Source organism: Protaetiibacter intestinalis, from assembly GCF_003627075.1.
In the GTDB taxonomy this organism is placed as follows: Bacteria; Actinomycetota; Actinomycetes; order Actinomycetales; family Microbacteriaceae; genus Homoserinibacter; species Homoserinibacter intestinalis.
This window is the reverse complement of record NZ_CP032630.1, coordinates 2,154,519-2,177,402: the sequence shown is the minus strand read 5'-3', so window position 1 is coordinate 2,177,402 and position 22,884 is coordinate 2,154,519. Positions and strand designations below refer to the sequence as shown.

Sequence of the window (22,884 nt, the reverse complement as noted above, 5' to 3'; positions counted from 1 at the left end):
CCCGGGCCGCTACGACGCGACCCGCACCCAGCCGCCCGCGCGTTCGCGGACCGCGCCCTCGAGCGCGAGCAACCCCAGCTCGGCACGCACCCGGTCGACGGCGAGACCGGAGAGAGCCGCCACCTTCTCCGGGGTGCGCGGGCTGCGGGGCGCAAGGGCGTCGAGCAGGCGGATGCGGGTGCCGCTCGGATCCGCGGGCCGGCGCGATCCGGCGGCCTCCGCCTGCTCGACGGTCTCGGGCTCCGCATCCGCAACGGTCTCCGGCAGCGGGGCGAGTTCGGCCATCTCCTGGGCCGTCGTGACGCACACCGCGTCGTATTCGCGGAGCAGCCGGTGGCACCCGGCGGATGCCGGACTCGTGACGGGCCCGGGCACCGCTCCGAGGGGCCTGCCGAGGGCGGCGGCGTGGCCCGCCGTGTTGAGCGAGCCGGAGCGGGATCCGGCCTCGACGACGATCGTCGCGAGCGTCGCGGCCGCTATCAACCTGTTCCTCTGAAGAAACCTCCATCTTGTGGGCGCGACCCCGCACGGCACCTCGGAGACCACGGCGCCGTGGTCGACGATGCGGCCGATGAGCGCGTCGTGCCCCGAGGGGTAGAAGCGGTCGAGCCCGCCCGCGAGGAAGGCGATCGTGGTGGCACGGCTCGCGAGCGCGGCCCGGTGCGCGGCGCCGTCGATGCCGTAGGCGGCCCCGGAGACGATCGCGTAGCCGCGGTCGGCGAGGCCCGCGGCGGCCTCGATCGTGACGTGCTCGCCGTAGCCGGTCGCCGCGCGGGCGCCGACGATCGCGATCGCGCGGTGGAGGTGGCCGAGCGCCTGCCGGTGACCCCGCAGCCAGAGCCCGAGGGGCGCGTGCTCGCCGAGGTCGGCGAATCCCGCGGGCCAGTCCGGGTCGTCGGGCACGACGAAGCTCAGCCCGAACCGGGCGGCCTGCCGGAAGGCGAGCAGCGCGTCCTGCTTGGAGATGCGCGGGGTCCAGCGGGCGATGCCCTCGGTGAGCTCGGCCTCGTCGAGCTCGACCTCCGCCTCGGCGAGGGCGTGCCGCAGCCGTCTGCCCTCCCGGTCGTCGAGCAGCGCCGCGAGGGCCGCCTCCGCACCGAGGGCGGCGACGACGAGCCCGGCGACGCGATCCCCGGGCTCGGCGAGGCTCGTCCAGGTGGCCCGCGCGAAGCGTTCCGCGACCGCATCGCGGTCGTGGCCGGCACCCGTCACGGGACGCACGAGGGAGGCGACGGTGGCGTCGGCGATGCCGAGGATGGTCATGTGGCGGCCTTCCGGAGGTAGAGGGCGCGGCCGATCTGGTCGAGCCCGGGGCGGTCGACCCCGTCGAGATCGGCCAGGGTCCACGCGAGGCGCAGCACGCGGTCGTAGCCGCGCATCGTGAGGGCGCCGCGTTCGAGGGCCCTGTCGAGGCCGGCCGTGGCACCCGGCTCGGGGGCGCCCTCGCGACGCAGCCAGGTTCCGGGCGCGTGGGCGTTGAGCCGCCAGGGCTTTCCAGCGAGGCGACGCACGGCGCGGGCCCGCGCCTCGCGCACGCGGTCGCGGGCGGCGGTGCTCGTGGTGACCGGTCCGTCGTCCGCCAGCCGCAGCTGGGCGGCGGTCACGCGCGGCACGTCGAGTTGGATGTCGACGCGATCGAGCAGCGGACCGGAGAGCCTGCCGAGGTAGCGGCGACGTGCGAACGGCGTGCAGCTGCACTCGGCGTCGCGCACCCCCGAGTTGCCGCACGGGCAGGGATTGGCGGCCAGCACGAGCTGGAAGCGGGCCGGGAAGGTCGCCGTCGCGGCGGCGCGCGAGATCGTGATGACCCCCGATTCGAGCGGTTGCCGCAGGCAGTCGAGGGCGCTGGGCGCGAACTCCGGCGCTTCGTCGAGGAACAGGATGCCGTGCGCGGCGCGCGCCGCGGCCCCCGGGCGGATCACGCCGCTGCCCCCGCCCACGATCGCCGCGGGTGAGGAGGAGTGGTGCGGCGCCTCGAGCGGCGGCCGGGTGGCGAGCGAGGCGCCCACCGGCATCCCCGCGAGCGAGCGGATCGAGCTCACCTCGATCGCGGCACGCTCGTCGAGGTCGGGCAGGATACCGGGCAGTCGGGCCGCGATCATCGTCTTGCCGGCGCCGGGCGGCCCGAGCAGGAACATGTGGTGCCCGCCCGCGGCGGCCACCTGCACCGCCTCGACGGCATCCCGGTTGCCGACCACCTCGGCGAGGTCGCCCCCGTCGTCGGGCACCGCATCCACCGCCGCGGGCACGAGCGCCTCGACGTCGACCGGGTCGAGCACGGCGCCGTGCCAGATCGCCGCGTCGCGCAGGCTCGCCACCGGCACGACCCGCATGCCGGGTACGAGGGAGGCCTCATCGGCGTTGCCCGCCGGCACGAGCACGGTGTCGAAGCCCGCCCGCTCGGCCGCGAGCACCATCGGCAGGATGCCGCGGGTGGGGCGCAGGCGCCCGTCGAGCCCCAGCTCGCCGAGGTGCACGACGCCGGTGACGGAGGCCGGGTCGACGTGACCGTCGGCGGCGAGCAGGGCGAGACCGATCGCGAGGTCGAACGCCGGGCCGGCCTTCGGCAGCGAGGCGGGCGACAGGTTCACCGTCACCCGTCCGCTCGGGAAGTCGACCCCGGTGTTGCCGATCGCCGACCGGGTGCGCGCCTTCGCCTCGCCGAGCGAGGCATCCGGCAGCCCGACCAGCACGTAGGCGGGCAGCCCGCTCGCGGTGTCGGCCTCGATCTCGACGAGCGCGCCGTCGAGCCCCAGCAGCGCGATCGCATGCGCGCGGCCGACGCCCATCAGAACACCCCCGTGAGGTGCTCGATGCGCGGTTCGACGCCGCGCGGGGCGAGCACCGCCACCGCGTCGATGCGGATGCGACCCCGCTCCCGCGGGTGCGTCTCGCACCAGAGGCCGGCAAGCCGCCGCAGCCGCGCGAGCTTCACGGGTGTGATCGCCTCGAAGGGATGCCCGAAAGCGGTCGAGCTGCGGGTCTTCACCTCGACGAACACGATCGCGTCGCCGTCGCGCACCACGAGGTCGATCTCGCCGTGTCGGCAGCGCCAGTTGCGTTCGATCAGCCGGTAGCCGCGCGCGAGCAGGTGCCGCTCCGCGAGCCGTTCACCGCGCCTGCCGAGTTCGTCCTTCGCCGCCATGCCCGAGAGCCTGACGAACCGCCGGGCCGCCCGCGGACACGAAGCCCGCATCCGGGGATAACGCGCATCGGCTCAGCCCTGTGCAGGACCCATACTGGAGCCGTGAAGTGGCTCGACCTGATGATCGATCGGATCCACGGCAGCGACATGCTCCCGGCGTCGCGACTCACGCAGGCATTCGGGCCCTTCTCCGTCGTCGGTTCGCTCGTGAACGTGCTCGTGTGCGCTCTGTTCGTGCGCATCCATGTACGGGCCCGTCGCGGAGACTTCGACCCGCGCGCGGAGTGACGCGCGCGGTGGCCCGATTCTCGGGACTCGACCTCGACACCCTCCACGCGTCGGCCGGCACGGTTACCGTGGCACGGTGACCCTCCGCATCCGCCCCGCCACCCCCGCCGACGCCGAACGCGTCGTCGACATCTGGGCACCCGGATGGCGCGACGGGCACCTCGGGCATGTGCCGGAGGCGCTGCTCGCGCACCGCACGCGCGAGGCCTTCGTGCCGCGGGTGGCGGCGGCGATCCCGCGCACCCGCGTCGCCGAGGTCGACGGCGTGATCGCCGGCTTCACGATGACGGCGGGCGACGAGGTCGACCAGGTGTACGTCGACCCGGCCTTCCGCGGTACGGGCGTCGCCGCGGCGCTCCTCGCGGATGCGGCGGACGCGGTCCGCGCCGCCGGCCACCCGGTGCCGTGGCTCGCGGTGGCCTCCGGCAACGCCCGCGCCCGGCACTTCTACGAGCGCGAGGGCTGGACGGATGCCGGCGAGTTCGCCTACGCCGCCGAGATCGGCGCGGACGCCTCGGTGCCCGTGTCGTGCCACCGCATGGAGCTGCGGCCCGCAAGGGCGTGAGCCCTCAATCCTCGAAGCCGAGCAGCCAGTGCACCCCGAAGCGGTCGCGCACCTGCCCGTCGTTGCCCTCCCAGGGCCTGTGCTGCAGCGGGTCGAGCACCCGGCCGCCCTCGGAGAGCGCGGCGAACCAGGCGGTCGTCGTGTCGGCATCCGCGACACCGAGCAGCGCGAACATGAGCCCCGTCGTCGCGATCGCGTCATCGTCGGCGCCCGCATCGGAGGCGAAGAGCTCGACGACGCCGCGCAGCATGCCGTGGGCGATCGCGTCGGCGGGACCGTCGGTGCGCCCGAACTCGCCGTACTCGTGCAGCACGAGCTCGCCGCCGAACACCGCCTGATAGAACTCGAGCGCCTCGCGTGCGGTGCCCGGCAGCAGCAGGTAGGGGACGAGTCCGGCCATGAGCCCAGGGTACGACCGCGCGTCGGCGCCGCCTAGGCTCGACGGGTGACCGTCTTCGCCGGCATCCTGCTGCTCGCCAACGCCCTGTTCAACGTCGTCACCTGGCCGACCTTCCTGAAGCGCGTCGCCCGCGACGAGCGCGCGCGGGATGCCGCGGGCCGCCCCACGCGCTTCCTGCGCGTGCACCAGGTGCTCGTCGGGATCGCGATGGTGCTCGCCGCGGCCTCCGCGGTCGTGGGCGTGTGGGTGCTCGTCGCCCCGTGACGGCTCAGCCCTCGTGGAGGGTGAGCCGGTAGCCGGCCGGGTCGCGCACGACGATGGCGCGGCCGAAGGGGGTGTCGTGCGGCCCCCGGACGATGTCGACGCCGTCGGCGGCGAGCCGCTCGTGCAGCGCCTCGACCCCCTCCGCCCGCAGCCAGAGCGCGATGCCGAGCCCGGCGGGGCCCGCCTCGGGGTCGAGCCCCTCGTCGGGCAGTCGCACGGCGAACGGGATGCTCGCCGTCGGGAACACGACGGCTCCCGGGGGCGCCTGCGGCGCGCGGCGCATCCCGAGCTGCTGCTCGTAGAAGCGGGCGGATGCCTCGGGGTCGCGGGTCTGCAGGGCGAGGAAGCTGGGGGTGGCGCCGCTCGACATCATGGCTCACTTTCGTCAAGTTCTTGACAAGAGAGTATGTCAAGATATTGACGTGAGTCAACCCGCAGCCCAGGACAGCGTCGGCTATGCCCTCAAGCGCGCGCAGGCCGCCCTGCACACCGCGATGGATGCGGCCCTCCGCGACCTCGGCATCGGGGTGCCGCAGTACTCCTGCCTCACCGCACTCGCCGCCCAGCCCGAGATCACCAACGCCGAGCTCGCCCGTGCCGTGTTCGTCACCCGGCAGGCCACCCACCAACTGCTCGCGGGGCTGCGCGACGCCGGGCTCGTCGAGACCACCGGAAGCGGGCGTGCGAGCCGCCTCTCGCTCAGCGCCTCCGGGCGGCGGATGCTCGCGACGAGCGCGGAGCGGGTCGCCCAGGTGGAGCGCACGATGCTCGCCGGACTCACCGCCGAACGCGCGGCCGCCCTGCGGGACGAGCTCGCGCAGTGCGCCGAGGCACTCGAGGCCTGAGGCGGGCGGTCAGCCGACCTCGCCGTCGAGGTACACCCAGCGACCCTCGTGCCGCACGAACCGCGAGCGCTCGTGCAGCAGCCCCGCGCCATCCGGACCCCGGTACGAGGCGCGGAACTCCACGACGCCCTCCGCGTCGTCCGGGCCGCCCGCGACCGTGTCGACGAGCTGCAGACGGCGCCACACCGTGGCGTCGTCGAGCCCGAGCGACGCGGGCCGGGTCGAGGGATGCCACGAGCGCAGCAGGTGGGCCGCGTCACCCCGCGCGAACGCGGTGAAGCGGGACCGCATGAGCGCCTCGGCGGTCGGGGCGGGCTCCCCCGCGAGGATCGGCCCGCAGCACTCCGCGAACGCGCGGCCCGAGCCGCACGGGCACGCGCTCACTCGTCGAGCGCGAGCTCCTTCGGGAGCTCGAGATCCTTGTCGCCGCGCACCTCGACGTTGACGTCCTTGAAGGTGAGCACGCGCACGCTCTTCACGAAACGGTCGGAACGGTAGACGTCCCACACCCACACGTCGTTCATGGTGAGCTCGAAATAGAAGTCGTGCTCGGTGTCGTGCCGCTCGAGCGTCACGTCGTTGGCGAGGTAGAAGCGTCGCTCCGTCTCGATCACGTACTTGAACTGCCCCACCACGTCGCGGTACTCGCGGTACAGGGCCAACTCGACCTCGCGGTCGTAGTCGTCGAAATCGTCCTCGTCCATCGGGGGAAGTCTAGTTGGGTCGCGGATGCGGGGCCTCCGCCGGTCCCTCCCGCTGGTTGAGCAGCGCCCGGAGGGCGCGTATCGACACCCGTGCAGACGTGGATGGGTGGGGCTTCAGAACAGGGCGGGCTGCTTCAGCCAGCTCCAGCGGTGCAGGGCGCTCGAGCCGAGACGGTCGATCGCCGCGTAGTGGCCCGCCGAGGCGTAGCCCTTGTTGCCGACCCACTCGTACCCGGGGTGCACGGCATCCGCCTCGACCATGAGCCGGTCGCGGTGCACCTTGGCGAGCACGGATGCCGCGGCGACCGTCGCGCAGTCGCGGTCGGCCTTCACCCGGGTGACGACGCGCGGGCGCGAGCCCTCCGGCCAGCCGGCGAGCGCCGGGGTGAGCCAGTCGTGCGAGCCGTCGAGCACGACGACCGCCGCCTCCACGGGCACCCCGGCGAGCACGAGCGTCTCCAGGGCGCGCAGCGCCGCGAGGCCGAGGCTCGGCACGATGCCGTCGCGGTCCACCTCGACGTTGTCGGCGAGGCCGACCGCCCAGTGCGGCGCCCACGCCGCCACCAGCGGGTGCAGCGCCTCGCGCCGCTGCTCGGAGAGCAGCTTCGAATCCCGCAGCCCCTCCGGCATCCGGCGCACGTCGGGCAGGAACACGCCGAGCCCCACCGCCACCGGCCCGGCGATCGCGCCACGGCCCACCTCGTCGCAGCCGATCACGAGCGGGGCGCCCTCCCGGAAGAGCGTGCGCTCGAACCGCAGCGTCGGGTCGGCGACGGTCATCCGCCGGAGGTCTCCGTGGCCTCGGGCTCGGGTTCCGTCGACTGGCTGTCGTCGGTGGCGGGCGGCGTCGTGCGCGCCTCCTCGACCCCCTCGAAGGTGACCGGGTAGTTGTCGAGCCAGCTCCAGCGGTCGATCGGCCAGGTGATGAGCACGGCGCGGCCCACGACGTTGTCGATCGGGACGAAGCCGTTGCCGGGGTTGTCGCGGTTGTAGCGCGAGTCGCGCGAGTTCCAGCGGTTGTCGCCCATGACCCACAGCGAGCCCTCGGGCACCGTCACGTCGAAGTCGTCCTTGGAGACCTTCGTGACCCCGTCGGGCAGCTTCACGTAGGCCGACTCGTCGAGCGCGACGCCGTTGACCGACATGCGGCCGAAGTCGTCGCAGCACACCACGTGGTCGCCCGGCAGGCCGATGACGCGCTTGATGAGGTGGTCGTTCGAGTCGGGCGCCGTGAGCCCCACGATCGACAGCAGCCAGTCGAAGAAGCCCGCCACCGGGTTCTGCTCGGGCTGGAACGTCGGCTCGAGCCAGCCGCCCGGATCCTTGAAGACCACGACGTCGCCGTGCTGGATGGGCACGAGGTCGGGCTCGAGCTGGTTGACGATGATGCGGTCGTTCTTGAGGAGGGTGTCCTCCATCGACTCCGAGGGGATGTAGAACGAGCGGATCAGGAACGTCTTGATGAGGAAGGAGATGACGACCGCGGCGACGATGATGAGCGCCACATCCCGCAGGAACGCGCCCGCGCCGCGCTTGCGCTTGCTCGTCGCGGCGTCCTCCGGCGTCTCCGCCGCATCCGGTTCGGCTCGCTCGGACGTGCGGGCGTCGATCTCGTCGCTCATCTCTCCCCTGGAAGTCCCTGCAAGCATATGCGGCGCGTCCGGGGCGCAGGCCACCGCCACACGCCCCCGCCGCATCCGCCCCGGGAACGGACGACGAAGCCCGGCCCCGCGGGTGCGGAAGCCGGGCTCGAGTCGGGGATGCGGGACTTACGCGTCGCGCTTCTCCTTGATCTTCGCCTTCTTGCCGCGGAGCTCGCGCAGGTAGTAGAGCTTGGCGCGACGCACGTCGCCGCGGGTGACGACCTCGATGTGGTCGATCACCGGGGAGTGCACGGGGAAGGTGCGCTCGACGCCCACCTGGAAGCTGACCTTGCGGACCGTGAAGGTCTCGCGGACGCCCTCGTTCGAACGGCCGATGACGACACCCTGGAAGACCTGGATGCGGCTGCGCGAGCCTTCGATGATGTTGACGTGCACCTTGACGGTGTCGCCGGGGCGGAACTCGGGGATGTCGGAACGCAGGGACGCGGCGTCGACGTCGTCGAGGATGTGCATGGGATTCTTCGCTCTCTGCGCCCGCCACAGGTCGACCGCGGGTATACGTGAATTCAGGGATGTCGTGCGCTCAGTCGCGAAGACGGCCCCCCTGTGGCAGGGCCGCGCGGACGCACAAACAACCATTCTGCCACATGCCCGCGGGCTCCCGCGACGCTCACTCCCCCGGATGCTGCGGTTCGTCCCAGCGCGACTCGGGTTCGTCGCACGTCTCGCGGAACACGTACTGCGACGGCAGCCGCCGCTCGTGGCTCGTCCAGTCGATGGGCGGGCGCTTCGAGCCCTCCGGCAGGTAGCCGAGGCGGTAGACGGCCATGAGCTCGAGCTCGGCGGGCACCCGCAGCAGCTCCACGATCCGCTCCCACCGGCCCGGCACCTCCATGGGGAAGGAGATGAACTGGATGCCCATCCCGAGCGCCGTCGTGGTGAGCCAGACGTTCTCCATCGCCGCACCCATCGAGAACACCGAGTAGAACGACGACAGCTCGCCCGGCCGGTACTCGGCGCGGTCGAGCATGACGCCGAGCAGCAGCGGCGATCCGGCGACGAGCTTGCGGTTCTCCTCCCCGAGCAGCTGCGGCACGCGCATCGCGTTCATGAGCTTCTGCCCGCCCGGCGTGAACACCTGCCCCGTGAAGGGCCGCAGGGGCGCCGGCAGCTTGTCGAACAGCATCCCGCTGCGGGTGCGCTCCATCTCGGCCTGGCTGAAGCGGAAGTAGGGCTTGTAGCGCTCGAAGAAGGTGCCGTTCGACATCGCGGTCGTCATGGAGGAGCCGCTGATCGCCGCGATCCGCTCGATCGTGTCGCGGCTCTCGACGAGCACGAAGCGCCACGGCTGGGAGTTCAGCTGCGAGGGCGCGCGTGCCGCGACCTCCATGAGCAGCCGCTGGTGCTCCTCGCTCACCGGCCGCGGGTCGAGCGGACCGTTGGTGGTCTTGCGGCGGCGCAGCACGTCGAGGAAGTCAGGCATCAGCGGGCCTTTCGGGTCGGGCGCCAGACGGCGACGAGGGCGGCGACCACGAAGGGGCCGACGGATGCCGCGAGCGCCGGATGCCGCGCGCCGTGGGTGCCCGCGAACGGGATCGCGGCGAGCGGCACGAGCGCGGGGGCCAGGAGCGCCGCATCCGCGCCCCGTTCGGCCGCGAGCGCGGCGGTGGCGGCCGCGGTCGTGCCCGCCGTGGAGATGTAGAGCGCGTGGTGCACCCAGTGGGCGCGACCCGTGCGCAGGCGGCCGGTCGCGACCCCGATGCCGAGGGTGCAGCTCGCGAGGTAGCTGACCGCGGCCGCGGTGGTCAGCACGCGGGCGATCATGCCGTGCCCCCGTCCCAGCCGCGGCCGAGCAGCAGTCGGAACGGTGCCGCCCGCTCCACGCGCCAGCCCTCGGGCACCGCCGCCCGCAGCTCGGCGGGCGTGCGGCTGCGCCGGATCGAGAGCAGCCCGTCGTCGCGCAGGAACGAGCCGCGTGCGAACGGCAGGCTCACCACCCCGAAGAGGGCGGCGGCGAGCGCCGAACGCCGCAGGTCGTCGTGCAGCACGCGCGGTGCGAGGGCGGCGCTGTCGGCGAGGAACGCCCCGAGCGAGCGGTCGTCCAGGTGGTGCAGCACGTGGTTCGAGATCACGAGGTCGAAGCGGGCGCCCTCCGCGACGAGCTCGGCGGATCCCGCACACCGGAGCACGACATCCGGATGCGGGCGCCGGGCGGCGAAGGCGTACGCGCGCGGGTCGGGGTCGGCCGCCGTCACCCGCAGCCGCACCCCCTCGCGTCGCGCCCAGCCGGCGAGCAGTCGGGCCAGGTCGCCGCCGCCCGAGCCGAGGTCGAGCACCTCGAGCCGCCCCGCGCCGGCGAGCGGGCGGATGCGGTGCGCCCAGAGCCCGCGCCAGCCGGTCAGCAGGCGGTTGACGAGCCGGAAGTGCCGGTAGGTGGCCTCGAGGCGGATGAGGTCGCACGCCGGGTCGTCCATGAGCTCGAGCGCGCGGGTCTCGCGGACGCGGAACCCCGTCACGGCGCGTCCTCGGCGTGCAGCAGGGCCGCCTCGAGCGTGAGCCCGGGGCCGAACGCCATCGCGCACACGCTGCCCCGCGCGCCGCCCGCGAGCAGCCGCCGCAGCACGAAGAGCACCGTCGGGCTCGACATGTTGCCGAAGTCGGCGAGCACGGCGCGCGAGTCGCCGAGCGCGGCGGGCGGCAGCTCGAGCGCCTCCTCGAGCCGGTCGAGGATCGCCCGGCCGCCGGGGTGCACGGCCCACGCGTCGACCGCCGCCGCTCCGCCCGGCAGCAGCGGGGCGAGCGCGGGGCCCACCGTCGCGCCGAGCTCGGCGGGCACGCGACTCGACAGGCGCATGACGAAGCCCTGGTCGCCGATGCGCCACGTCATCTCCTCGAGCGTGTCGGGCAGCACCTCGGTGAGGAAGCCGTCGATCGCGAGCGAGGGCCCGCGGGCCGCGCGCGCCGAGACGACCACCGCCGCCGCGCCGTCGGCGAACAGCGACATCGCCACGATCTGCTCGGGGTCGTCCGAGGTCGCCAGGTGCACCGTGCAGAGCTCGACGCACACCACGAGCACGACCGCCTCCGGGTCGGCCCGGCACACCGCATCCGCCGCCCGCAGGGCCGGGAAGGCGCCGCAGCAGCCCATGAAGCCCACGTGCAGCCGCGCCGTGCGGGTCGGCAGGCCGAGGGCGCGCACGACGTCGAGGTCGGGCCCGGGCGCGACGAAGCCCGTGCACGAGACGGTCACGAGCTGCGTCACCTCGGCCGCCGCGAAGCCGGACGCGGCGAGCGCCCGCTCCCCCGCCTCCGCCGCGAGCCGCGGCGCGTGGGCGGCGTACACGCCGGTGCGCACCGAGGTGGCGGCGGGACGGATGAGGCCGTCCGCCACGAGCTCCGACTCGCCGCCCGTGACGAGCGCGTCGAGCACCGTGTGGCGTTCCCGGATGCCGGAGGCGTCGAACGCCGCCCGCGTGAGCCGCTCCCCCAACCGCGAGCGCCCCGGCTGGCCGGCGAACACGTCCCGCGCGCGATCCTGCGTCAGCACCGTCCCCGGCACCGCGGTCTCGATCGCGTGGATGCGGGCGGTCACCTCGCGGTATCACCCCGCGGCGGGCGGTCGGTGACGTCCTCCGAGGTCACCACGATGACCTCCCCGATGTCGACGGGCCGCTGCTGCGGCACCGAGGCCCGCGCCCCGCGCGTCGTCGCGTCGATGTCGTCCATGACCGCCCGCACGCGGCGGCGGCCCTCCGTGAGTAGCTCCCACAGGGCGAACCAGAACGCCCCCAGCACGAGCACCACCGAGAGCGCGACGAGCGCCGGGTGCGCCACGAAGCCGATCGCCACGAGGCAGGCCCACACCGCGATCAGCACCACGGCATCCCACGTCGAGACGGCCGTCGCCTCGCGCACGCCCGGCCGCCAGACGATGAGGCCGCCCACCACGAGCAGCGCCACGAACAGGGCGGGGCACGCGATGAGGTAGACGAGGAACGTCCAGCCGATCCCGTCGAGCAGGATGCCGCGGCCGATGAGCACCCACACGGGCAGCAGCACGGCCAGCGGGAACAGCAGACGGTAGACGACGCGGCGTACGACCATGTGGCAAGGCTACGCTCGTCGGGTGATTGAACTCCGGACGCCCGCAGAGATCGAGCAGATGAAAGCCGCCGGCCGTTTCGTGGCGAGCGTGCTCGAGGCCACCCGCGACGCCGCGGATGTGGGGGTCAACCTGCTCGAGCTCGACGCGCTCGCGCACCGGATGATCCGCGACGCGGGGGCCGAGTCGTGCTACATCGACTACCACCCCTCGTTCGGCGCCTCGCCCTTCGGCAAGGTCATCTGCACCTCCGTCAACGACGCCGTGCTGCACGGGCTGCCCCACGACTACCGCCTCCGCGATGGCGACCTGCTCTCGCTCGACTTCGCGGCATCCGTCGACGGGTGGGTGGCAGACTCGGCGCTGTCGATCGTGGTGGGCGACGCCGACCCCGCCGACCTGGAACTCATCGCCACCACCGAGCGCGCGCTCGACGCGGCGATCGCGGCCGCGACGGTCGGCAACCGGATGGGGGACGTCTCGGCCGCGATCGGCGACGTCGCGGATGCGGCGGGCCTCACCGTCAACCTCGACTTCGGCGGCCACGGCGTCGGCCGCACGATGCACGGCGACCCGCACGTGCCCAACGACGGCCGCCGCAAGCGCGGGCTGCCGCTGCGCGCGGGCCTCGTCGTCGCGATCGAGCCGTGGTTCATGCGCGGCACCGACGAGATCTACACCGACCGCGACGGCTGGACCTTGCGCTCGAAGGACGGCTCCCGCGGCGCCCACTCGGAGCACACCGTGGCCATCACCCCCGACGGCCCCCTCGTGCTCACCGCCCGCGCCAGCTGACCTCTCCCCTCGATCACGTTCGGGAGGACGACACGCCGCCCCCGCGCGGATGCGAGGGGTGCCTGCGGCGCGTCGTCCTCCCGAACGAATACGGTCAGGCCTCGGCGGCGACCGACGCGACGACCGGTGCGGCGGATGCCGCGGGCCGCCGGGTGCGCGACCGCGGCACCGTCGCACCCGACAGCGGCGTGCGCTTCTCCGAGCGGATGCGGTGGGTCGCGTACAGCGGCAGCGCCACGAAGGTGAGACCGCCGATGAGGTTGCCGACGATGGTCGGCAGCTCGTTCCAGAGCAGGTAGTCGCCGAGGGTGAAGTCGGCCCCGAGCAGCAGCCCCGACGGGAACAGGAACATGTTCACGATCGAGTGCTCGAAGCCCATGTAGAAGAACAGCATGATCGGCAGCCACATGCCGACGACCTTGCCGATGAGGGTGTCCGACATGAGCGCCGCGACGACGCCCGTCGACACCATCCAGTTGCACAGCACGCCGCGCACGAAGAGGGTCAGCATCCCGGCCGCCCCGTGGTCGGCGTAGCCGACGGTGCGCGAGTGGCCGATCTCGCCGATCGCATGCCCGACCGGGCTCGGATCCGCCGAGAAGCCGTAGGTGAAGTAGATCGCCATCAGGATGGCGACCGTGAACGCGCCGAGGAAGTTGCCGAGGAACACGAGGCCCCAGTTGCGCAGCAGGCCGCGGAACCGCAGCCCCGGACGCCTGTCGTAGAGCGCCACCGGGCCGAGCGTGAAGACGCCCGTGAGCAGGTCGTAGCCGAGCAGATACAGCAGCACGAAGCCGACCGGGAAGAGCACGGCCCCGAGCAGCGGTTGCCCGGTCTGCACCGACACGGTCACGGCGAACGCGGCGCCGAGGGTCAGCAGCGCGGCCCCCATGTACGCGCGGATGAGGGTGTCGCGTGCCGAGAGCTTGAGCTTGTACTCGCCGGCGTCGGCCATTCTCGTGACGAGCTCGGCGGGCTTGATGTAGGACATTGCGGACCTCCGGATGACGGATGGTGGACACGAGGGTGGGTTCGTCGCCCAGCATGCGGGAGGCATGTTTCGGGAGGCCGCGCCGTCTGTTGCGCGCGTCGAAAGAAGCGGTCACATGGCGCGAGGGGCCAGGTGAGGTCGCGCGTCAGCCCTCGAGCAGCTCGGGGCGGATGCGGCGGGTGCGCTCGAGCTGCTGCTCGCGGCGCCAGGCGGCGATCGCCGCATGGTTGCCCGACAGCAGCACGGGCGGGGTCTCGAGTCCGCGCCAGACGGCGGGCTTCGTGTAGCTCGGGTACTCGAGCAGGCCGTCCTCGTGGCTCTCCTCGACGAGCGAATCGGGGTTGCCGACCATGCCCGGCACGAGGCGTCCCGCCGCCTCGATCATCGCCATCACGGCGACCTCGCCGCCGTTCAGCACGTAGTCGCCGAGGCTCAGCTCCCGCACGGCCGCGACCTCGGGGCGGGTCGCGGTGTGCTCGACGACGCGCTGGTCGATGCCCTCGTAGCGCCCGCAGCAGAACACCAAGTGCGGCGTCTCGGCGAGCTCGCGCGCGATCGGCTGGCGGAAGAGCTCACCCGCGGGGCTCGGGAAGACGACCACGGCATCCGCGGTGCCCTCGAGCACGGCGTCGAGCGCCTCGCCCCACGGCTCGGGCTTCATGACCATGCCGGCGCCGCCGCCCGTCGGGGTGTCGTCGACGGTGCGGTGCCGAACGTGCGTGAAGTCGCGCAGGTCGTGCACGCGGATGTCGATGAGGCCGGCCGCGCGGGCCTTGCCGACGAGCGACACGTCGAGCACCGAGAAGAACTCGGGGAAGATCGTCACGACGTCGATGCGCACGCGTCGAGCGTAGCCGGGCTCCGTTCGGGAGGACGACACGCCGCATCCGCCCCGCACGGGAGCCCGGCTGCGGCGTGTCGTCCTCCCGAACGGAATCAGCGGGCGGCGGTGTAGCGGTCGCGCACCACCGCGACGAGCTCGGGCGCAACGGGGGTGCCCGCGGCGAGCAGCGGAGCGGATGCGATGTCGGCGCCCGCGTCGGCGGCGAGATCGGCGAAGTAGCCGGGGGCGAGCAGGTAGCTCGCCACCACGACGCGGCGGCCGGGATGCGTCGCGCGGGCGGCCGCGATCGCGTCGGAGAGCCGGGGCCGGGCGGCGGAGATGTAGCCGACCGCGACCTCGCGCCCGAGCAGCGCGCCGAGGCGGAGGGCGGTCTCGGCGCAGTCGGCCACGGCGCGCGCATCGGTCGAGCCGGCGGCGGCGAGCACCACGGCATCCGAGGCGTCGAGCCCCGCCTCGTCGAGCCGGCGGGCGAGCAGCGCCACGAGGCGGTCGTCTGGTCCGAGCGCGCGGGCGACGACCGCGCCGTCGACGGCGGCCGCATCCTCGGCGAGGTCGACGTGCACGTGGAAGCCGGCCGAGAGCAGCAGCGGCACGATGACCGCCCCGGAACCCTCGGGCAGCGCGCCCAGCACCGTCGGCACGTCGGGCTGCTGCACGTCCACGAAACCGCCGCGCACCCGCAGTTCGGGAGCCGCCTCCGCGACCGCGTCGACGAGCGCCGCGACGGCCGCGGCCCCCGACTCGGAGGAGGTTCCGTGCGAGATCGCGAGCAGGGCCGGCGGCGCGAGCACGCCGGTCGCGGCAGCGCTCACGCGGCGACCTCCACCTCGACCATCCCGCCGACCACGCGCGTGCGGTAGGTGGCGAGGGCGAGGGCGGGGTCGTCGAGGCAGGCGCCCGTCTGCAGGTCGTACACCTGCTTCAGCAGCGGGGACGCGATCGTGGCGCGGTCGCCGCGCGAGCCGACGATGCCGCGCGCCATGACGTAGGAGGAGGTGACCGGATCGCGGTGGTCGACCGCGTACAGCTCGCCGGGTGCCGCCAGCACGAGGGCGATCTGGCGGCCCTCGACGAAGACGGCCTCGCCCCACGCGGGCTCGAGGGCGTCCGCCTCGCAGACCGGGAACCAGCCGACCGCGGCCGGCTCGGTGCGCTCGTCGTCGGCTGCGGCGGATGCGGTGGGTCCGGGGATCGTGATCGACATGCCCCGACGCTAGGCCGCGCGTGTTTCCTGCGACGTGCCGCGCGGTTTCGCGTTCGTGACGCTGTGCTCACACCCGCGCGGCCGCCACGTGCGACGGATGTGAGGTGTCTGTTACATGGGCGAAACAGCAGGGCAACCGCGTCTTCCTACTGTCGATCCATCGACGGGAGGCACAGCATGACGGAACGGACCCCACCCCGCCGGGTCGTCGTGATCGGCGCCGGGCCTGCGGCGCACCGTCTCGCCGACGCGATCCGCACGCGCGACGCGCATGGCCGCATCCGCCTCTGGGTGATCGGCGAGGAGGAGCACCTCCCCTACGACCGCGTCGCCCTCAGCCGCCGCTTCCTCGGCGGCGACGACCTGACCCTCGACGCGAGCGTGTGGGAGCACGAGGCGATCACCCTGCTGCGCGGCGAACGCGCCGTCGCGGTCGACCGCGTCGCGCGCACCGTCACCACGGATGCCGGTCGCAGGCTGCCCTACGACGACGTCGTCTTCGCGACGGGATCGCGCGCCCCGGTTCCCGACATCCCCGGCGCCGAGCACGCCCACGTCTACCGCACGATCGCCGACGTGGAGGACCTCGCCGCCGAGGTGCGGCTGCTCGCGGCGGTGCTCGGCCGCCCGCCCCGGACGGTCGTCGCGGGCGGCGGGCTGCTCGGGCTCGAGGCGGCCGGCGGACTCGCCGAGCTCGGCGCCGACTCGGCGATCGTGCACTCGGGCGGCTGGCTCATGTCGGCGCAGCTCGACGAGGGTGCGGGGCAGGCCCTCGGGCGGCTCATCTCCGCACGCGGCATCACGATGCACCTCGGCACCCGACCCCGCGAGATCCGCACCACCGAGGGCGCCGTCTCGGCCGTCAAGCTCACGAACGGCCAGACGGTGCCCGCCGACCTCATCGTCTTCGCGATCGGCATCGCCGCCCGCGACGAGCTGGCATCCGCCGCCGCGATCGAGACCGCCCCGCGCGGCGGCATCGTCGTCGACGAGGAGTGCCGGGCCTCCGACCCGCGAGTGTGGGCGATCGGCGAGGTCGCGAGCGTCGGCGGACGCTGCGTCGGGCTCGTCGCGCCCGCCAACGCGATGGCGGAGGTGGTGGCCGACCGCCTGCTCGGCGGTGCCGCCGTCTTCACGACCGTCGACGACGCCACCAAGCTCAAGCTCGCGGGCGTCGAAGTGGCGAGCTTCGGGGATGCCATGGGCACCTCGGAGGGCGCGCTCGAGGTGGTCTACGCCGACCCCGCGCGCGGCATGTACCAGAAGATCGTCGTGTCGGACGACGCCCGCACGCTGCTCGGCGGCGTGTTCGTGGGCGACGCGGCGCCATACCTGACGCTCCGGCCGATGCTCGGGCGCGAGCTCGGCTCGGAGCCGGCCGCCTACCTTTCGGCGTCCGGGGCCGAGCCCGCGGGCGCCGACGAGCTGCCCGACGACGCGCTGCTCTGCTCGTGCAACAACGTCACCGTCGGCGCCGTGCGGAAGGCGGTGCACGGGCACGACGGCCAGGAGGCCTGCCACACGGTCCCCGAGCTCAAGGCCTGCACCCGCGCGGGCCTGCAGTGCGGATCGTGCGTGCCGCTTGTCAAGAAGACCCTCGAGCAGGAGCTCGCGAAGGCGGGCCTCACCGTCTCGCACGCCCTCTGCGAGCACTTCGCGCACAGCCGGCAGGAGCTCTTCGAACTCATCCGCATCCTCGGGATCTCCTCGTGGGACGACACCCTCGCCCGCTTCGGCACGGGCCGAGGCTGCGACATCTGCAAGCCGGCCGTCGCCTCGATCCTCGCGAGCCAGCACGACGGCTACGTGCTCGACGACGGACGCGGGGCGCTGCAGGACACCAACGACCGCGCCCTCGCCAACATGCAACGCGACGGCAGCTACTCGGTCGTGCCGCGCATCCCGGGCGGGGAGATCACCCCCGAGAAGCTCGGCGTGATCGCCCGGGTGGCCACCGAGTTCGGGCTCTACACGAAGATCACGGGCGGCCAGCGCATCGACATGTTCGGCGCCCGCCTCGACCAGTTGCCCGACATCTGGGCACAGCTCGTCGAGGCGGGCTTCGAGTCGGGGCAGGCCTACGGCAAGTCGCTGCGCAACGTGAAGAGCTGCGTGGGCTCCACCTGGTGCCGCTTCGGCGTGCAGGACTCGGTCGGGATGGCGATCCGGCTCGAGCTGCGCTACCGGGGACTGCGGGCGCCGCACAAGTTCAAGGTGGGGGTCTCCGGATGCGCGCGCGAGTGCGCGGAGGCACGCGGGAAGGACGTCGGCGTGATCGCGACCGACGCGGGCTGGAACCTCTACGTCGGCGGCAACGGCGGATTCCAGCCGACGCACGCACAGCTGCTCGCGAGCGACCTCGACGACGACACCCTCATCCGCTTCATCGACCGCTACCTCATGTACTACATCCGCACCGCCGATCGGCTGCAGCGCACGGCGCGCTGGATGGAGGAGCTCGACGGCGGGCTGGACCACGTGCGCGCGGTCGTCGTCGACGACTCGCTCGGCCTCGGCGCGGAGCTCGAGTCGGCGATGGCGCGCCACGTCGAGCACTACGAGGACGAGTGGGCGGCGACCCTGCGCGACCCGGAGCGGCTCAAGCGCTTCCGCAGCTTCCTCAACGCCCCCGGCGACGCGGCGCCCGGCATCCCCCGGGTGAGCGAGCGGGGACAGCAGCGGCCCGCGACGGCGGCCGAGCTGCGCGAGGGCAAGGTGATGCTCGCGGGGGCGCGCATCCCGGTGAGAGGGGACGGCGATGACTGACCAGGCGTACCGCACCGGGAGGGTGACGCTCGTCGGAGCCGGGCCCGGATCCCGCGAACTGCTCACCCTGGGCGCCGTCGAGGCGCTGCGGGGCGCCGACGTGGTGCTCTACGACCGGCTCGCGCCCGTCGAGGTCCTCGCCGAGTTCTGCCCCGGCGCGACCCTCGTCGACGTGGGCAAGCGCCCCGGTCACCACGCCGTGCCGCAGGAGGACATCGAGCGGCTGCTCGTCGAGCACGCGCTCGCGGGGGCGGATGTGGTGCGCTTCAAGGGCGGTGACCCGTACGTCTTCGGGCGCGGCGGCGAGGAGGTGCTCGCCTGCCGACGCGCGGGCGTGCCCGTGGAGGTCATCCCGGGGGTCACGAGCTCGATCGCGGTGCCCGCAGCGGCCGGCATCCCGCTCACCCACCGCGGGATCGCCCACGCCTTCACGGTCATCTCGGGCCACGCACCGCTCACCGCCGAGGAGTACACGCACCTCGCGGGTCTCGGCGGCACGGTCGTCGTGCTCATGGGGGTGAGCGCGCTCCCCGCCCTCGCGCCGGGGCTCGTGCGCGCCGGGCTCGACCCCGACACGCCGGCCGCCGTCGTCGAGCGCGGCCACCGCAGCGGTCAGCGCACGACGGTCGCGCCGATCGCCGCGCTCCCCGCCGCCGCGGCGCTCGCGGGTGTGCGCTCCCCCGCCGTGATCGTCATCGGCGAGGTCGTGCGGCTCGCGAGCGAGGGCGACGCCGAGGCGGATGCGCTGCTCCGCCGGGCGGGAGAGGCCGTGGCTGCGCCATGACGGGCGGTGCGCTCGACGACGCCATCCCCGGCTTCCGCCCCGACCAGCTCGAGGGCTTCCGGATCGGCGTCACGAGCGAGCGCCGGGCGGCCGACCTCATCGACGCGCTCGAACGGCGGGGCGCGCACGTCATGCACGCGCCCACCCTGCGCATGGAGCACGCCCGCGACGACGAGCAGGTCATCGCCGACACGCGCGACATCATCGGGGCCCGCCCCGACGTCGTGCTCGCGACGACCGCGTTCGGCATCCGCCGGTGGCTCGAGGTGGCCGACGCGGCGGGGCTCGGCGAGGAGCTGCTCGACACGATGGCGGCCTCCCGCATCCTGGTGCGCGGGCCGAAGGCGCGGGGCAGCATCCGCGCCGCCGGGCTCGACGACGCCGGCATGAGCGAGGAGGAGACCACGATCTCCCTCGTCGCCAAGGTGCTCGCGGAGCATCCGACCGAACTCACGGTCGCGGTGCAGGCGCACGGCTACCTCGACGACCGGCAGCTCGACCCCCTGCGGGCGGCGGGCCACCGCGTGCTGCTCGTGGCGCCCTACCGCTGGAAGGCGCTCGACGACAGCGACGAGCGCATCCCGCGGCTGGTGGAGGCCATCTGCCAGGGCCAGCTCGACTGCGTCACCTTCACGAGCGCGCCCGCCGTCGACGCGCTGTACGCGGCAGCCGACGGGCTCGGCGCCTACGACGCCCTCCTCGCGGCGTTCCGGCGCGGCGTCGTGGCGGCGGCGGTCGGGCCCGTGACGGCGGCCCCGCTCGCCTCGGCGGGCATCGAGCCGATCCAGCCCGAGCGCTACCGCATGGGTGCGCTCATCCGACTCGTCTGCGAGCGGCTGCCCGAGCTGCGGATCGCCCGCGCACGCACGGCACACGGCGACGTCGTGATGCGCGGGTCGATCGTCGAACTCGACGGGCGGCGCATCCCGCTCACCCCCACGCCGCTCGCGCTGCTGCGCACCCTCCTCGACGCGGACGGTGCGGTCGTCTCCCGCGAGCAGCTGCTGCGGGCGGTCGGCACCGCCGACGAGCACGCGCTCGAGATGGCCCTCAGCCGCCTCCGCCGCAGCCTCGGCGCCCCCATCATCCGCACCGTCGTCAAGCGCGGCTACCGGCTCGACGTCGCCGCCTGACGCGGATTTCCGTTCGGGAGGATGACACGCCGCGGGAACCCCGGATGCGGGTGTGGATGCGGCGTGTCATCCTCCCGAACGAAGAGTCGAGAGGTCCTGCACAGCTTCGGGATGGGGCCGGTGTCCACGAGACCGGGCCGGGGCGGGGCCGGGGTCGACCGAGGCGGGGCACCCTGTCCGGATGATGCTGCTGGATGCCCTGGCGCGCTGCGACGGTGTGGCGCACGTCGAGACCCTCCGGGAGCTCGGCGTGCCGCCGTGGGTGGCGGGAGCGGCGGTGCGGACCGGCCTCGTGCGACGACCCCGGCGAGGATGGGTCGCCACCGCCTCCGCCGATCTCGCACTCTTCGCGGCGGCATCCGCGGGCGGCCGGGTGGGCTGCGCGACGGCGGCCCGACGGCACGGGCTCTGGGTGCTCGACGAGCCGGGGCTGCACCTGTCGATCCCGCACCACTCGGGGCACGCGCGGCCCCCCGCCGACGCGATCGTGCACTGGCGCGGCCGCGAGTGGCGACAGGGGCACGCCCTCGTCGACCCGGTGGCGACGGTGCTCCGGGACCTGGCGGACTGCCTGAGTGTCGAGGCCGCGCTCTGCGTGGTCGACTCCGCGCTCAACTCGGGCGCGATCACCCTCGGCGAGCTCGAACGTCTCCTCTCCGACACGCGCCGCGGCGCACGGCTGCTGCCGCTGGTCGACCCGCTCGCCGAATCCGGGTTCGAGACGCTCGTGCGCTACCGTCTGCTCGTCGCCGGCATCCTGGCCCGGAGTCAGGTGCACGTCGACGGCATCGGTCGACTCGACCTCCTCGTGGGCGACCGTCTCGTCATCGAGTGCGATGGCCGCGCCCACCACGACGACCCGCTCGCGCGGGCACGCGACCGCGAGCGCGACCTGCTGCTGACCGCGCGAGGCTACCTCGTCATCCGTCTCGACATCCGGCAGATCCTCCGGGACTGGCCGCTCACGCTCGCCGTCATCCGAGACCTCGTGGCGCGCGGACAGCACCTCTGGCGTGCGGCCGGTCTTCGTTCGGGAGGATGACACGCCGCAGGCGGTGCGGAGATCACGCCTCGGTCGGCGCGTCGTCCTCCCGAACGGAATCGGATGCGGATGCGGATGCGGCAGCGGCATCGGCATCGGGGTCGGCGTCGTCGGGGAGGTCCTCGAAGAGGCCGGCCGGCGGGGTGAGGGTCACGGTGCCGGCGGCGATGTCGACGCTCGGCACGATCGCGGCGACGAACGGCACGAGCACCTCGCGCTCGGCCGCCTTGACGACGAGCAGATCCTGGGCGGGCAGGTGCTCGACGCGCGCGATCCGCCCCACCTCGACGCCGTCGCGCAGCGCGCGCAGGCCCACCAGCTGGTGGTCGTACCAGGCGTCGGGCTCCTCCTCGCCGGTCACGTCGGCGTCGATCCACAGGATCGCCTTGACGAGCGTCTCGGCGACGGTGCGGTCGGCGACGCCCTCGAAGAACGCGACCGGATGCGAGTTGTACCAGCGCAGCTCGACGAGTTCGAGGGTCTTGCCGTGCCAGGGCGAGGAGGTGGGCACCTGCAGCGAGAAGGTGGCTCCGGGCACGAAGCGCTTGGCGGGGTCGTCGGTGTAGAGCTCGAGCTTCAGCGCGCCCTTCAGACCGTGCGCCTTGACGAGCCGCCCGACGCGCAGCTGGGTGGTGCCGGGGCGCTTGGCCCCGCTCACGCCGCGTCGGTGTCGACGACGTCGACGCGCACGCGACGGCCGTCGGCGAGCGCGGTCACGAGCGCACGCAGCGCCTTCGCGGTGCGCCCCGAGCGGCCGATGACGCGGCCGAGGTCCTCGGGGTGCACACGCACCTCGAGGACCTCGCCGCGCGAAGTGCTCGACGAATCCACCTGCACGTCGTCGGGGTGATCGACGATCCCCTTGACGAGGTGCTCGAGGGCGGATGCGAGCACGACTTACTCCTTGTCGGCGTCGGCCTGGGCGTCCGCCTCGGCCTCGACGGCCTCGACGGCGAGCTCCTCGGCGTCGGCGGTCGCGGCATCCGCGTCCTCGACGACCTCGGCCACGGCCTCCTCGACGGGGGCCTTCTTCTCGGCCTTGGGCTTCAGCACCGGCTTCTTCTTCTCGTCGGCGACGAAGGCGACCGGAGCCTCCTTGGTCTTGACGGTGCTCTTGGCGCCCTTCTCACCCTTGAAGGTTCCCCAGTCGCCGGTGAGCTTGAGCAGCGCGAGCACCTGCTCGGTCGGCTGCGCGCCGACGCCGAGCCAGTACTGGGCGCGCTCCGAGTCGACCTCGATGAGCGAGGGCTCCTCGGTGGGGTGGTACTTGCCGATCTCCTCGATCACGCGACCATCGCGCTTGGTGCGCGAGTCGGCGACGACGATGCGGTAGTACGGGGCACGGATCTTGCCGAGCCGCTTGAGGCGGATCTTGACAGCCACAATTCTCCTGAAAACGTGTGTGTAG

At 73.5% G+C, this 22,884-nt stretch carries 31 protein-coding genes; 9 read left to right on the top strand and 22 right to left on the bottom strand.

The genetic code is table 11. The annotated features are described in order from the left end of the window. Positions 1–9: 9 nt before the first annotated feature. The 3 genes from dprA to D7I47_RS10290 are packed head-to-tail and all read right to left on the bottom strand — an operon-like array spanning position 10 to position 3,145. Positions 10–1,263, bottom strand: a complete 1,254-nt coding sequence (dprA, locus tag D7I47_RS10300) for a DNA-processing protein DprA (RefSeq protein WP_120762960.1) — start codon at positions 1,261–1,263, stop codon at positions 10–12. After that, the gene (locus D7I47_RS10295) at positions 1,260–2,789 is read right to left on the bottom strand and encodes a YifB family Mg chelatase-like AAA ATPase (RefSeq protein WP_120762959.1); all 1,530 of its coding nucleotides are present in this window, start codon (positions 2,787–2,789) and stop codon (positions 1,260–1,262) included. Before D7I47_RS10295 ends, dprA begins: the two co-directional genes overlap by 4 nt. Next, positions 2,789–3,145, bottom strand: coding sequence for a YraN family protein (locus tag D7I47_RS10290; protein ID WP_120762958.1), 357 nt, complete (start codon positions 3,143–3,145; stop codon positions 2,789–2,791). Before D7I47_RS10290 ends, D7I47_RS10295 begins: the two co-directional genes overlap by 1 nt. A 102-nt stretch (positions 3,146–3,247) precedes the next feature. On the opposite strand from D7I47_RS10290, the gene D7I47_RS10285 reads away from it, so the two are divergent. Continuing rightward, the gene (locus D7I47_RS10285; RefSeq protein ID WP_120762957.1) at positions 3,248–3,433 is read left to right on the top strand and encodes a hypothetical protein; all 186 of its coding nucleotides are present in this window, start codon (positions 3,248–3,250) and stop codon (positions 3,431–3,433) included. 76 nt (positions 3,434–3,509) lie between these two features. Further along, the gene (locus tag D7I47_RS10280) at positions 3,510–3,998 is read left to right on the top strand and encodes a GNAT family N-acetyltransferase (RefSeq protein ID WP_227000610.1); all 489 of its coding nucleotides are present in this window, start codon (positions 3,510–3,512) and stop codon (positions 3,996–3,998) included. Between the two features lie 4 nt (positions 3,999–4,002). On the opposite strand, the gene D7I47_RS10275 is transcribed toward D7I47_RS10280, so the two are convergent. Beyond that, entirely contained in the window at positions 4,003–4,398 is a 396-nt protein-coding gene (locus D7I47_RS10275) for a VOC family protein (protein WP_120762955.1), read from the bottom strand. 45 nt (positions 4,399–4,443) lie between these two features. On the opposite strand from D7I47_RS10275, the gene D7I47_RS10270 reads away from it, so the two are divergent. Continuing rightward, entirely contained in the window at positions 4,444–4,662 is a 219-nt protein-coding gene (locus tag D7I47_RS10270) for an SCO4848 family membrane protein (RefSeq protein WP_120762954.1), read from the top strand. A gap of 4 nt (positions 4,663–4,666) precedes the next feature. On the opposite strand, the gene D7I47_RS10265 is transcribed toward D7I47_RS10270, so the two are convergent. Further along, positions 4,667–5,035, bottom strand: a complete 369-nt coding sequence (locus D7I47_RS10265) for a VOC family protein (RefSeq protein WP_120762953.1) — start codon at positions 5,033–5,035, stop codon at positions 4,667–4,669. A 49-nt stretch (positions 5,036–5,084) separates the two neighbouring features. On the opposite strand from D7I47_RS10265, the gene D7I47_RS10260 reads away from it, so the two are divergent. Continuing rightward, on the top strand, positions 5,085–5,507 hold the full coding sequence (locus tag D7I47_RS10260; RefSeq protein ID WP_227000608.1) for a MarR family winged helix-turn-helix transcriptional regulator: 423 nt from the start codon (positions 5,085–5,087) through the stop codon (positions 5,505–5,507). A 9-nt stretch (positions 5,508–5,516) separates the two neighbouring features. Here the strand turns inward: D7I47_RS10260 and D7I47_RS10255 are convergent, their stop codons facing one another. From D7I47_RS10255 to D7I47_RS10210, 10 genes are all read right to left on the bottom strand, one after another. Beyond that, positions 5,517–5,891 (bottom strand): YchJ family protein, encoded by a 375-nt coding sequence (locus tag D7I47_RS10255; protein WP_120762952.1) that lies wholly within the window; start codon positions 5,889–5,891, stop codon positions 5,517–5,519. Continuing rightward, positions 5,888–6,211 carry a DUF2469 family protein gene (locus D7I47_RS10250; protein ID WP_120762951.1) on the bottom strand — a complete coding sequence of 108 codons (324 nt, stop codon included), beginning with the start codon at positions 6,209–6,211 and terminating at the stop codon, positions 5,888–5,890. The genes D7I47_RS10255 and D7I47_RS10250 overlap by 4 nt, the downstream gene beginning before the upstream one ends. A 114-nt stretch (positions 6,212–6,325) precedes the next feature. Continuing rightward, positions 6,326–6,991 carry a ribonuclease HII gene (locus D7I47_RS10245; protein ID WP_120762950.1) on the bottom strand — a complete coding sequence of 222 codons (666 nt, stop codon included), beginning with the start codon at positions 6,989–6,991 and terminating at the stop codon, positions 6,326–6,328. After that, entirely contained in the window at positions 6,988–7,833 is an 846-nt protein-coding gene (lepB, locus tag D7I47_RS10240; protein WP_120762949.1) for a signal peptidase I, read from the bottom strand. The genes D7I47_RS10245 and lepB overlap by 4 nt, the downstream gene beginning before the upstream one ends. 147 nt (positions 7,834–7,980) lie before the next feature. Beyond that, positions 7,981–8,328, bottom strand: a complete 348-nt coding sequence (rplS, locus tag D7I47_RS10235; RefSeq protein WP_120762948.1) for a 50S ribosomal protein L19 — start codon at positions 8,326–8,328, stop codon at positions 7,981–7,983. Between the two features lie 157 nt (positions 8,329–8,485). Next, on the bottom strand, positions 8,486–9,298 hold the full coding sequence (locus D7I47_RS10230; RefSeq protein WP_120762947.1) for a nitroreductase family protein: 813 nt from the start codon (positions 9,296–9,298) through the stop codon (positions 8,486–8,488). Beyond that, a complete protein-coding gene (locus D7I47_RS10225) occupies positions 9,298–9,627 on the bottom strand; it encodes a hypothetical protein (protein WP_193726429.1) in 330 nt (109 codons plus the stop codon). Before D7I47_RS10225 ends, D7I47_RS10230 begins: the two co-directional genes overlap by 1 nt. An 8-nt stretch (positions 9,628–9,635) precedes the next feature. Next, entirely contained in the window at positions 9,636–10,331 is a 696-nt protein-coding gene (locus tag D7I47_RS10220) for a methyltransferase domain-containing protein (RefSeq protein WP_227000606.1), read from the bottom strand. After that, on the bottom strand, positions 10,328–11,407 hold the full coding sequence (locus D7I47_RS10215; protein ID WP_120762946.1) for a type III polyketide synthase: 1,080 nt from the start codon (positions 11,405–11,407) through the stop codon (positions 10,328–10,330). The genes D7I47_RS10220 and D7I47_RS10215 overlap by 4 nt, the downstream gene beginning before the upstream one ends. Next, positions 11,404–11,919, bottom strand: a complete 516-nt coding sequence (locus tag D7I47_RS10210) for an MFS transporter (protein ID WP_120762945.1) — start codon at positions 11,917–11,919, stop codon at positions 11,404–11,406. The genes D7I47_RS10215 and D7I47_RS10210 overlap by 4 nt, the downstream gene beginning before the upstream one ends. A gap of 22 nt (positions 11,920–11,941) precedes the next feature. Between D7I47_RS10210 and map the strand changes: the two genes are divergently transcribed. Next, complete coding sequence (gene map / locus D7I47_RS10205; RefSeq protein ID WP_120762944.1) at positions 11,942–12,712, top strand: type I methionyl aminopeptidase; 771 nt, start codon at positions 11,942–11,944, stop codon at positions 12,710–12,712. Positions 12,713–12,806: 94 nt separating this feature from the next. Here map and D7I47_RS10200 read toward each other — a convergent pair whose 3' ends face one another. The 4 genes from D7I47_RS10200 to nirD form a co-directional block, all read right to left on the bottom strand. After that, positions 12,807–13,703 (bottom strand): formate/nitrite transporter family protein, encoded by an 897-nt coding sequence (locus D7I47_RS10200; protein WP_120762943.1) that lies wholly within the window; start codon positions 13,701–13,703, stop codon positions 12,807–12,809. 145 nt (positions 13,704–13,848) lie between these two features. Beyond that, positions 13,849–14,544 carry a tRNA (guanosine(37)-N1)-methyltransferase TrmD gene (trmD, locus tag D7I47_RS10195; protein ID WP_120762942.1) on the bottom strand — a complete coding sequence of 232 codons (696 nt, stop codon included), beginning with the start codon at positions 14,542–14,544 and terminating at the stop codon, positions 13,849–13,851. 95 nt (positions 14,545–14,639) lie between these two features. Beyond that, complete coding sequence (locus D7I47_RS10190; RefSeq protein ID WP_227000604.1) at positions 14,640–15,359, bottom strand: sirohydrochlorin chelatase; 720 nt, start codon at positions 15,357–15,359, stop codon at positions 14,640–14,642. Then, on the bottom strand, positions 15,356–15,751 hold the full coding sequence (gene nirD / locus D7I47_RS10185; protein WP_120762941.1) for a nitrite reductase small subunit NirD: 396 nt from the start codon (positions 15,749–15,751) through the stop codon (positions 15,356–15,358). Before nirD ends, D7I47_RS10190 begins: the two co-directional genes overlap by 4 nt. A 177-nt stretch (positions 15,752–15,928) precedes the next feature. On the opposite strand from nirD, the gene nirB reads away from it, so the two are divergent. The 4 genes from nirB to D7I47_RS10165 all read left to right on the top strand — a co-directional run bounded on the left by nirB (position 15,929) and on the right by D7I47_RS10165 (position 21,476). Further along, positions 15,929–18,517, top strand: coding sequence for a nitrite reductase large subunit NirB (gene nirB / locus D7I47_RS10180; RefSeq protein ID WP_120762940.1), 2,589 nt, complete (start codon positions 15,929–15,931; stop codon positions 18,515–18,517). Then, a complete protein-coding gene (cobA, locus tag D7I47_RS10175; protein ID WP_120762939.1) occupies positions 18,510–19,301 on the top strand; it encodes a uroporphyrinogen-III C-methyltransferase in 792 nt (263 codons plus the stop codon). The genes nirB and cobA overlap by 8 nt, the downstream gene beginning before the upstream one ends. Then, positions 19,298–20,434, top strand: a complete 1,137-nt coding sequence (locus D7I47_RS10170) for a uroporphyrinogen-III synthase (RefSeq protein ID WP_120762938.1) — start codon at positions 19,298–19,300, stop codon at positions 20,432–20,434. Before cobA ends, D7I47_RS10170 begins: the two co-directional genes overlap by 4 nt. Positions 20,435–20,615: 181 nt before the next feature. Next, positions 20,616–21,476 (top strand): endonuclease domain-containing protein, encoded by an 861-nt coding sequence (locus D7I47_RS10165; protein WP_120762937.1) that lies wholly within the window; start codon positions 20,616–20,618, stop codon positions 21,474–21,476. 22 nt (positions 21,477–21,498) lie between these two features. On the opposite strand, the gene rimM is transcribed toward D7I47_RS10165, so the two are convergent. Genes rimM through rpsP form a run of 3 tightly spaced genes read right to left on the bottom strand, consistent with a single transcriptional unit; the run spans position 21,499 to position 22,859 of the window. Next, positions 21,499–22,134: a ribosome maturation factor RimM gene (rimM, locus tag D7I47_RS10160; protein ID WP_120762936.1), complete on the bottom strand. Its 636-nt coding sequence runs from the start codon at positions 22,132–22,134 to the stop codon at positions 21,499–21,501. Continuing rightward, a complete protein-coding gene (locus tag D7I47_RS10155) occupies positions 22,131–22,370 on the bottom strand; it encodes an RNA-binding protein (RefSeq protein WP_120762935.1) in 240 nt (79 codons plus the stop codon). Before D7I47_RS10155 ends, rimM begins: the two co-directional genes overlap by 4 nt. Before the next feature lie 3 nt (positions 22,371–22,373). Further along, complete coding sequence (rpsP, locus tag D7I47_RS10150; protein ID WP_120762934.1) at positions 22,374–22,859, bottom strand: 30S ribosomal protein S16; 486 nt, start codon at positions 22,857–22,859, stop codon at positions 22,374–22,376. Positions 22,860–22,884: the final 25 nt, after the last annotated feature.

Bases quoted from the DNA above. Each gene is read 5' to 3' on its own strand.
- D7I47_RS10200 (WP_120762943.1), bottom strand. From the start codon at position 13,703: ATGTCCTACATCAAGCCCGCCGAGCTCGTCACGAGAATGGCCGACGCC.
- cobA (WP_120762939.1), top strand. From the start codon at position 18,510: ATGACTGACCAGGCGTACCGCACCGGGAGGGTGACGCTCGTCGGAGCC.
- D7I47_RS10165 (WP_120762937.1), top strand. From the start codon at position 20,616: ATGATGCTGCTGGATGCCCTGGCGCGCTGCGACGGTGTGGCGCACGTC.
- D7I47_RS10245 (WP_120762950.1), bottom strand. From the start codon at position 6,991: ATGACCGTCGCCGACCCGACGCTGCGGTTCGAGCGCACGCTCTTCCGG.
- D7I47_RS10210 (WP_120762945.1), bottom strand. From the start codon at position 11,919: ATGGTCGTACGCCGCGTCGTCTACCGTCTGCTGTTCCCGCTGGCCGTG.
- D7I47_RS10275 (WP_120762955.1), bottom strand. From the start codon at position 4,398: ATGGCCGGACTCGTCCCCTACCTGCTGCTGCCGGGCACCGCACGCGAG.
- rplS (WP_120762948.1), bottom strand. From the start codon at position 8,328: ATGCACATCCTCGACGACGTCGACGCCGCGTCCCTGCGTTCCGACATC.
- D7I47_RS10295 (WP_120762959.1), bottom strand. From the start codon at position 2,789: ATGGGCGTCGGCCGCGCGCATGCGATCGCGCTGCTGGGGCTCGACGGC.
- D7I47_RS10250 (WP_120762951.1), bottom strand. From the start codon at position 6,211: ATGGACGAGGACGATTTCGACGACTACGACCGCGAGGTCGAGTTGGCC.
- D7I47_RS10265 (WP_120762953.1), bottom strand. From the start codon at position 5,035: ATGATGTCGAGCGGCGCCACCCCCAGCTTCCTCGCCCTGCAGACCCGC.
- D7I47_RS10230 (WP_120762947.1), bottom strand. From the start codon at position 9,298: ATGCCTGACTTCCTCGACGTGCTGCGCCGCCGCAAGACCACCAACGGT.
- dprA (WP_120762960.1), bottom strand. From the start codon at position 1,263: ATGACCATCCTCGGCATCGCCGACGCCACCGTCGCCTCCCTCGTGCGT.
- D7I47_RS10170 (WP_120762938.1), top strand. From the start codon at position 19,298: ATGACGGGCGGTGCGCTCGACGACGCCATCCCCGGCTTCCGCCCCGAC.
- lepB (WP_120762949.1), bottom strand. From the start codon at position 7,833: ATGAGCGACGAGATCGACGCCCGCACGTCCGAGCGAGCCGAACCGGAT.
- nirB (WP_120762940.1), top strand. From the start codon at position 15,929: ATGACGGAACGGACCCCACCCCGCCGGGTCGTCGTGATCGGCGCCGGG.
- nirD (WP_120762941.1), bottom strand. From the start codon at position 15,751: ATGTCGATCACGATCCCCGGACCCACCGCATCCGCCGCAGCCGACGAC.
- D7I47_RS10290 (WP_120762958.1), bottom strand. From the start codon at position 3,145: ATGGCGGCGAAGGACGAACTCGGCAGGCGCGGTGAACGGCTCGCGGAG.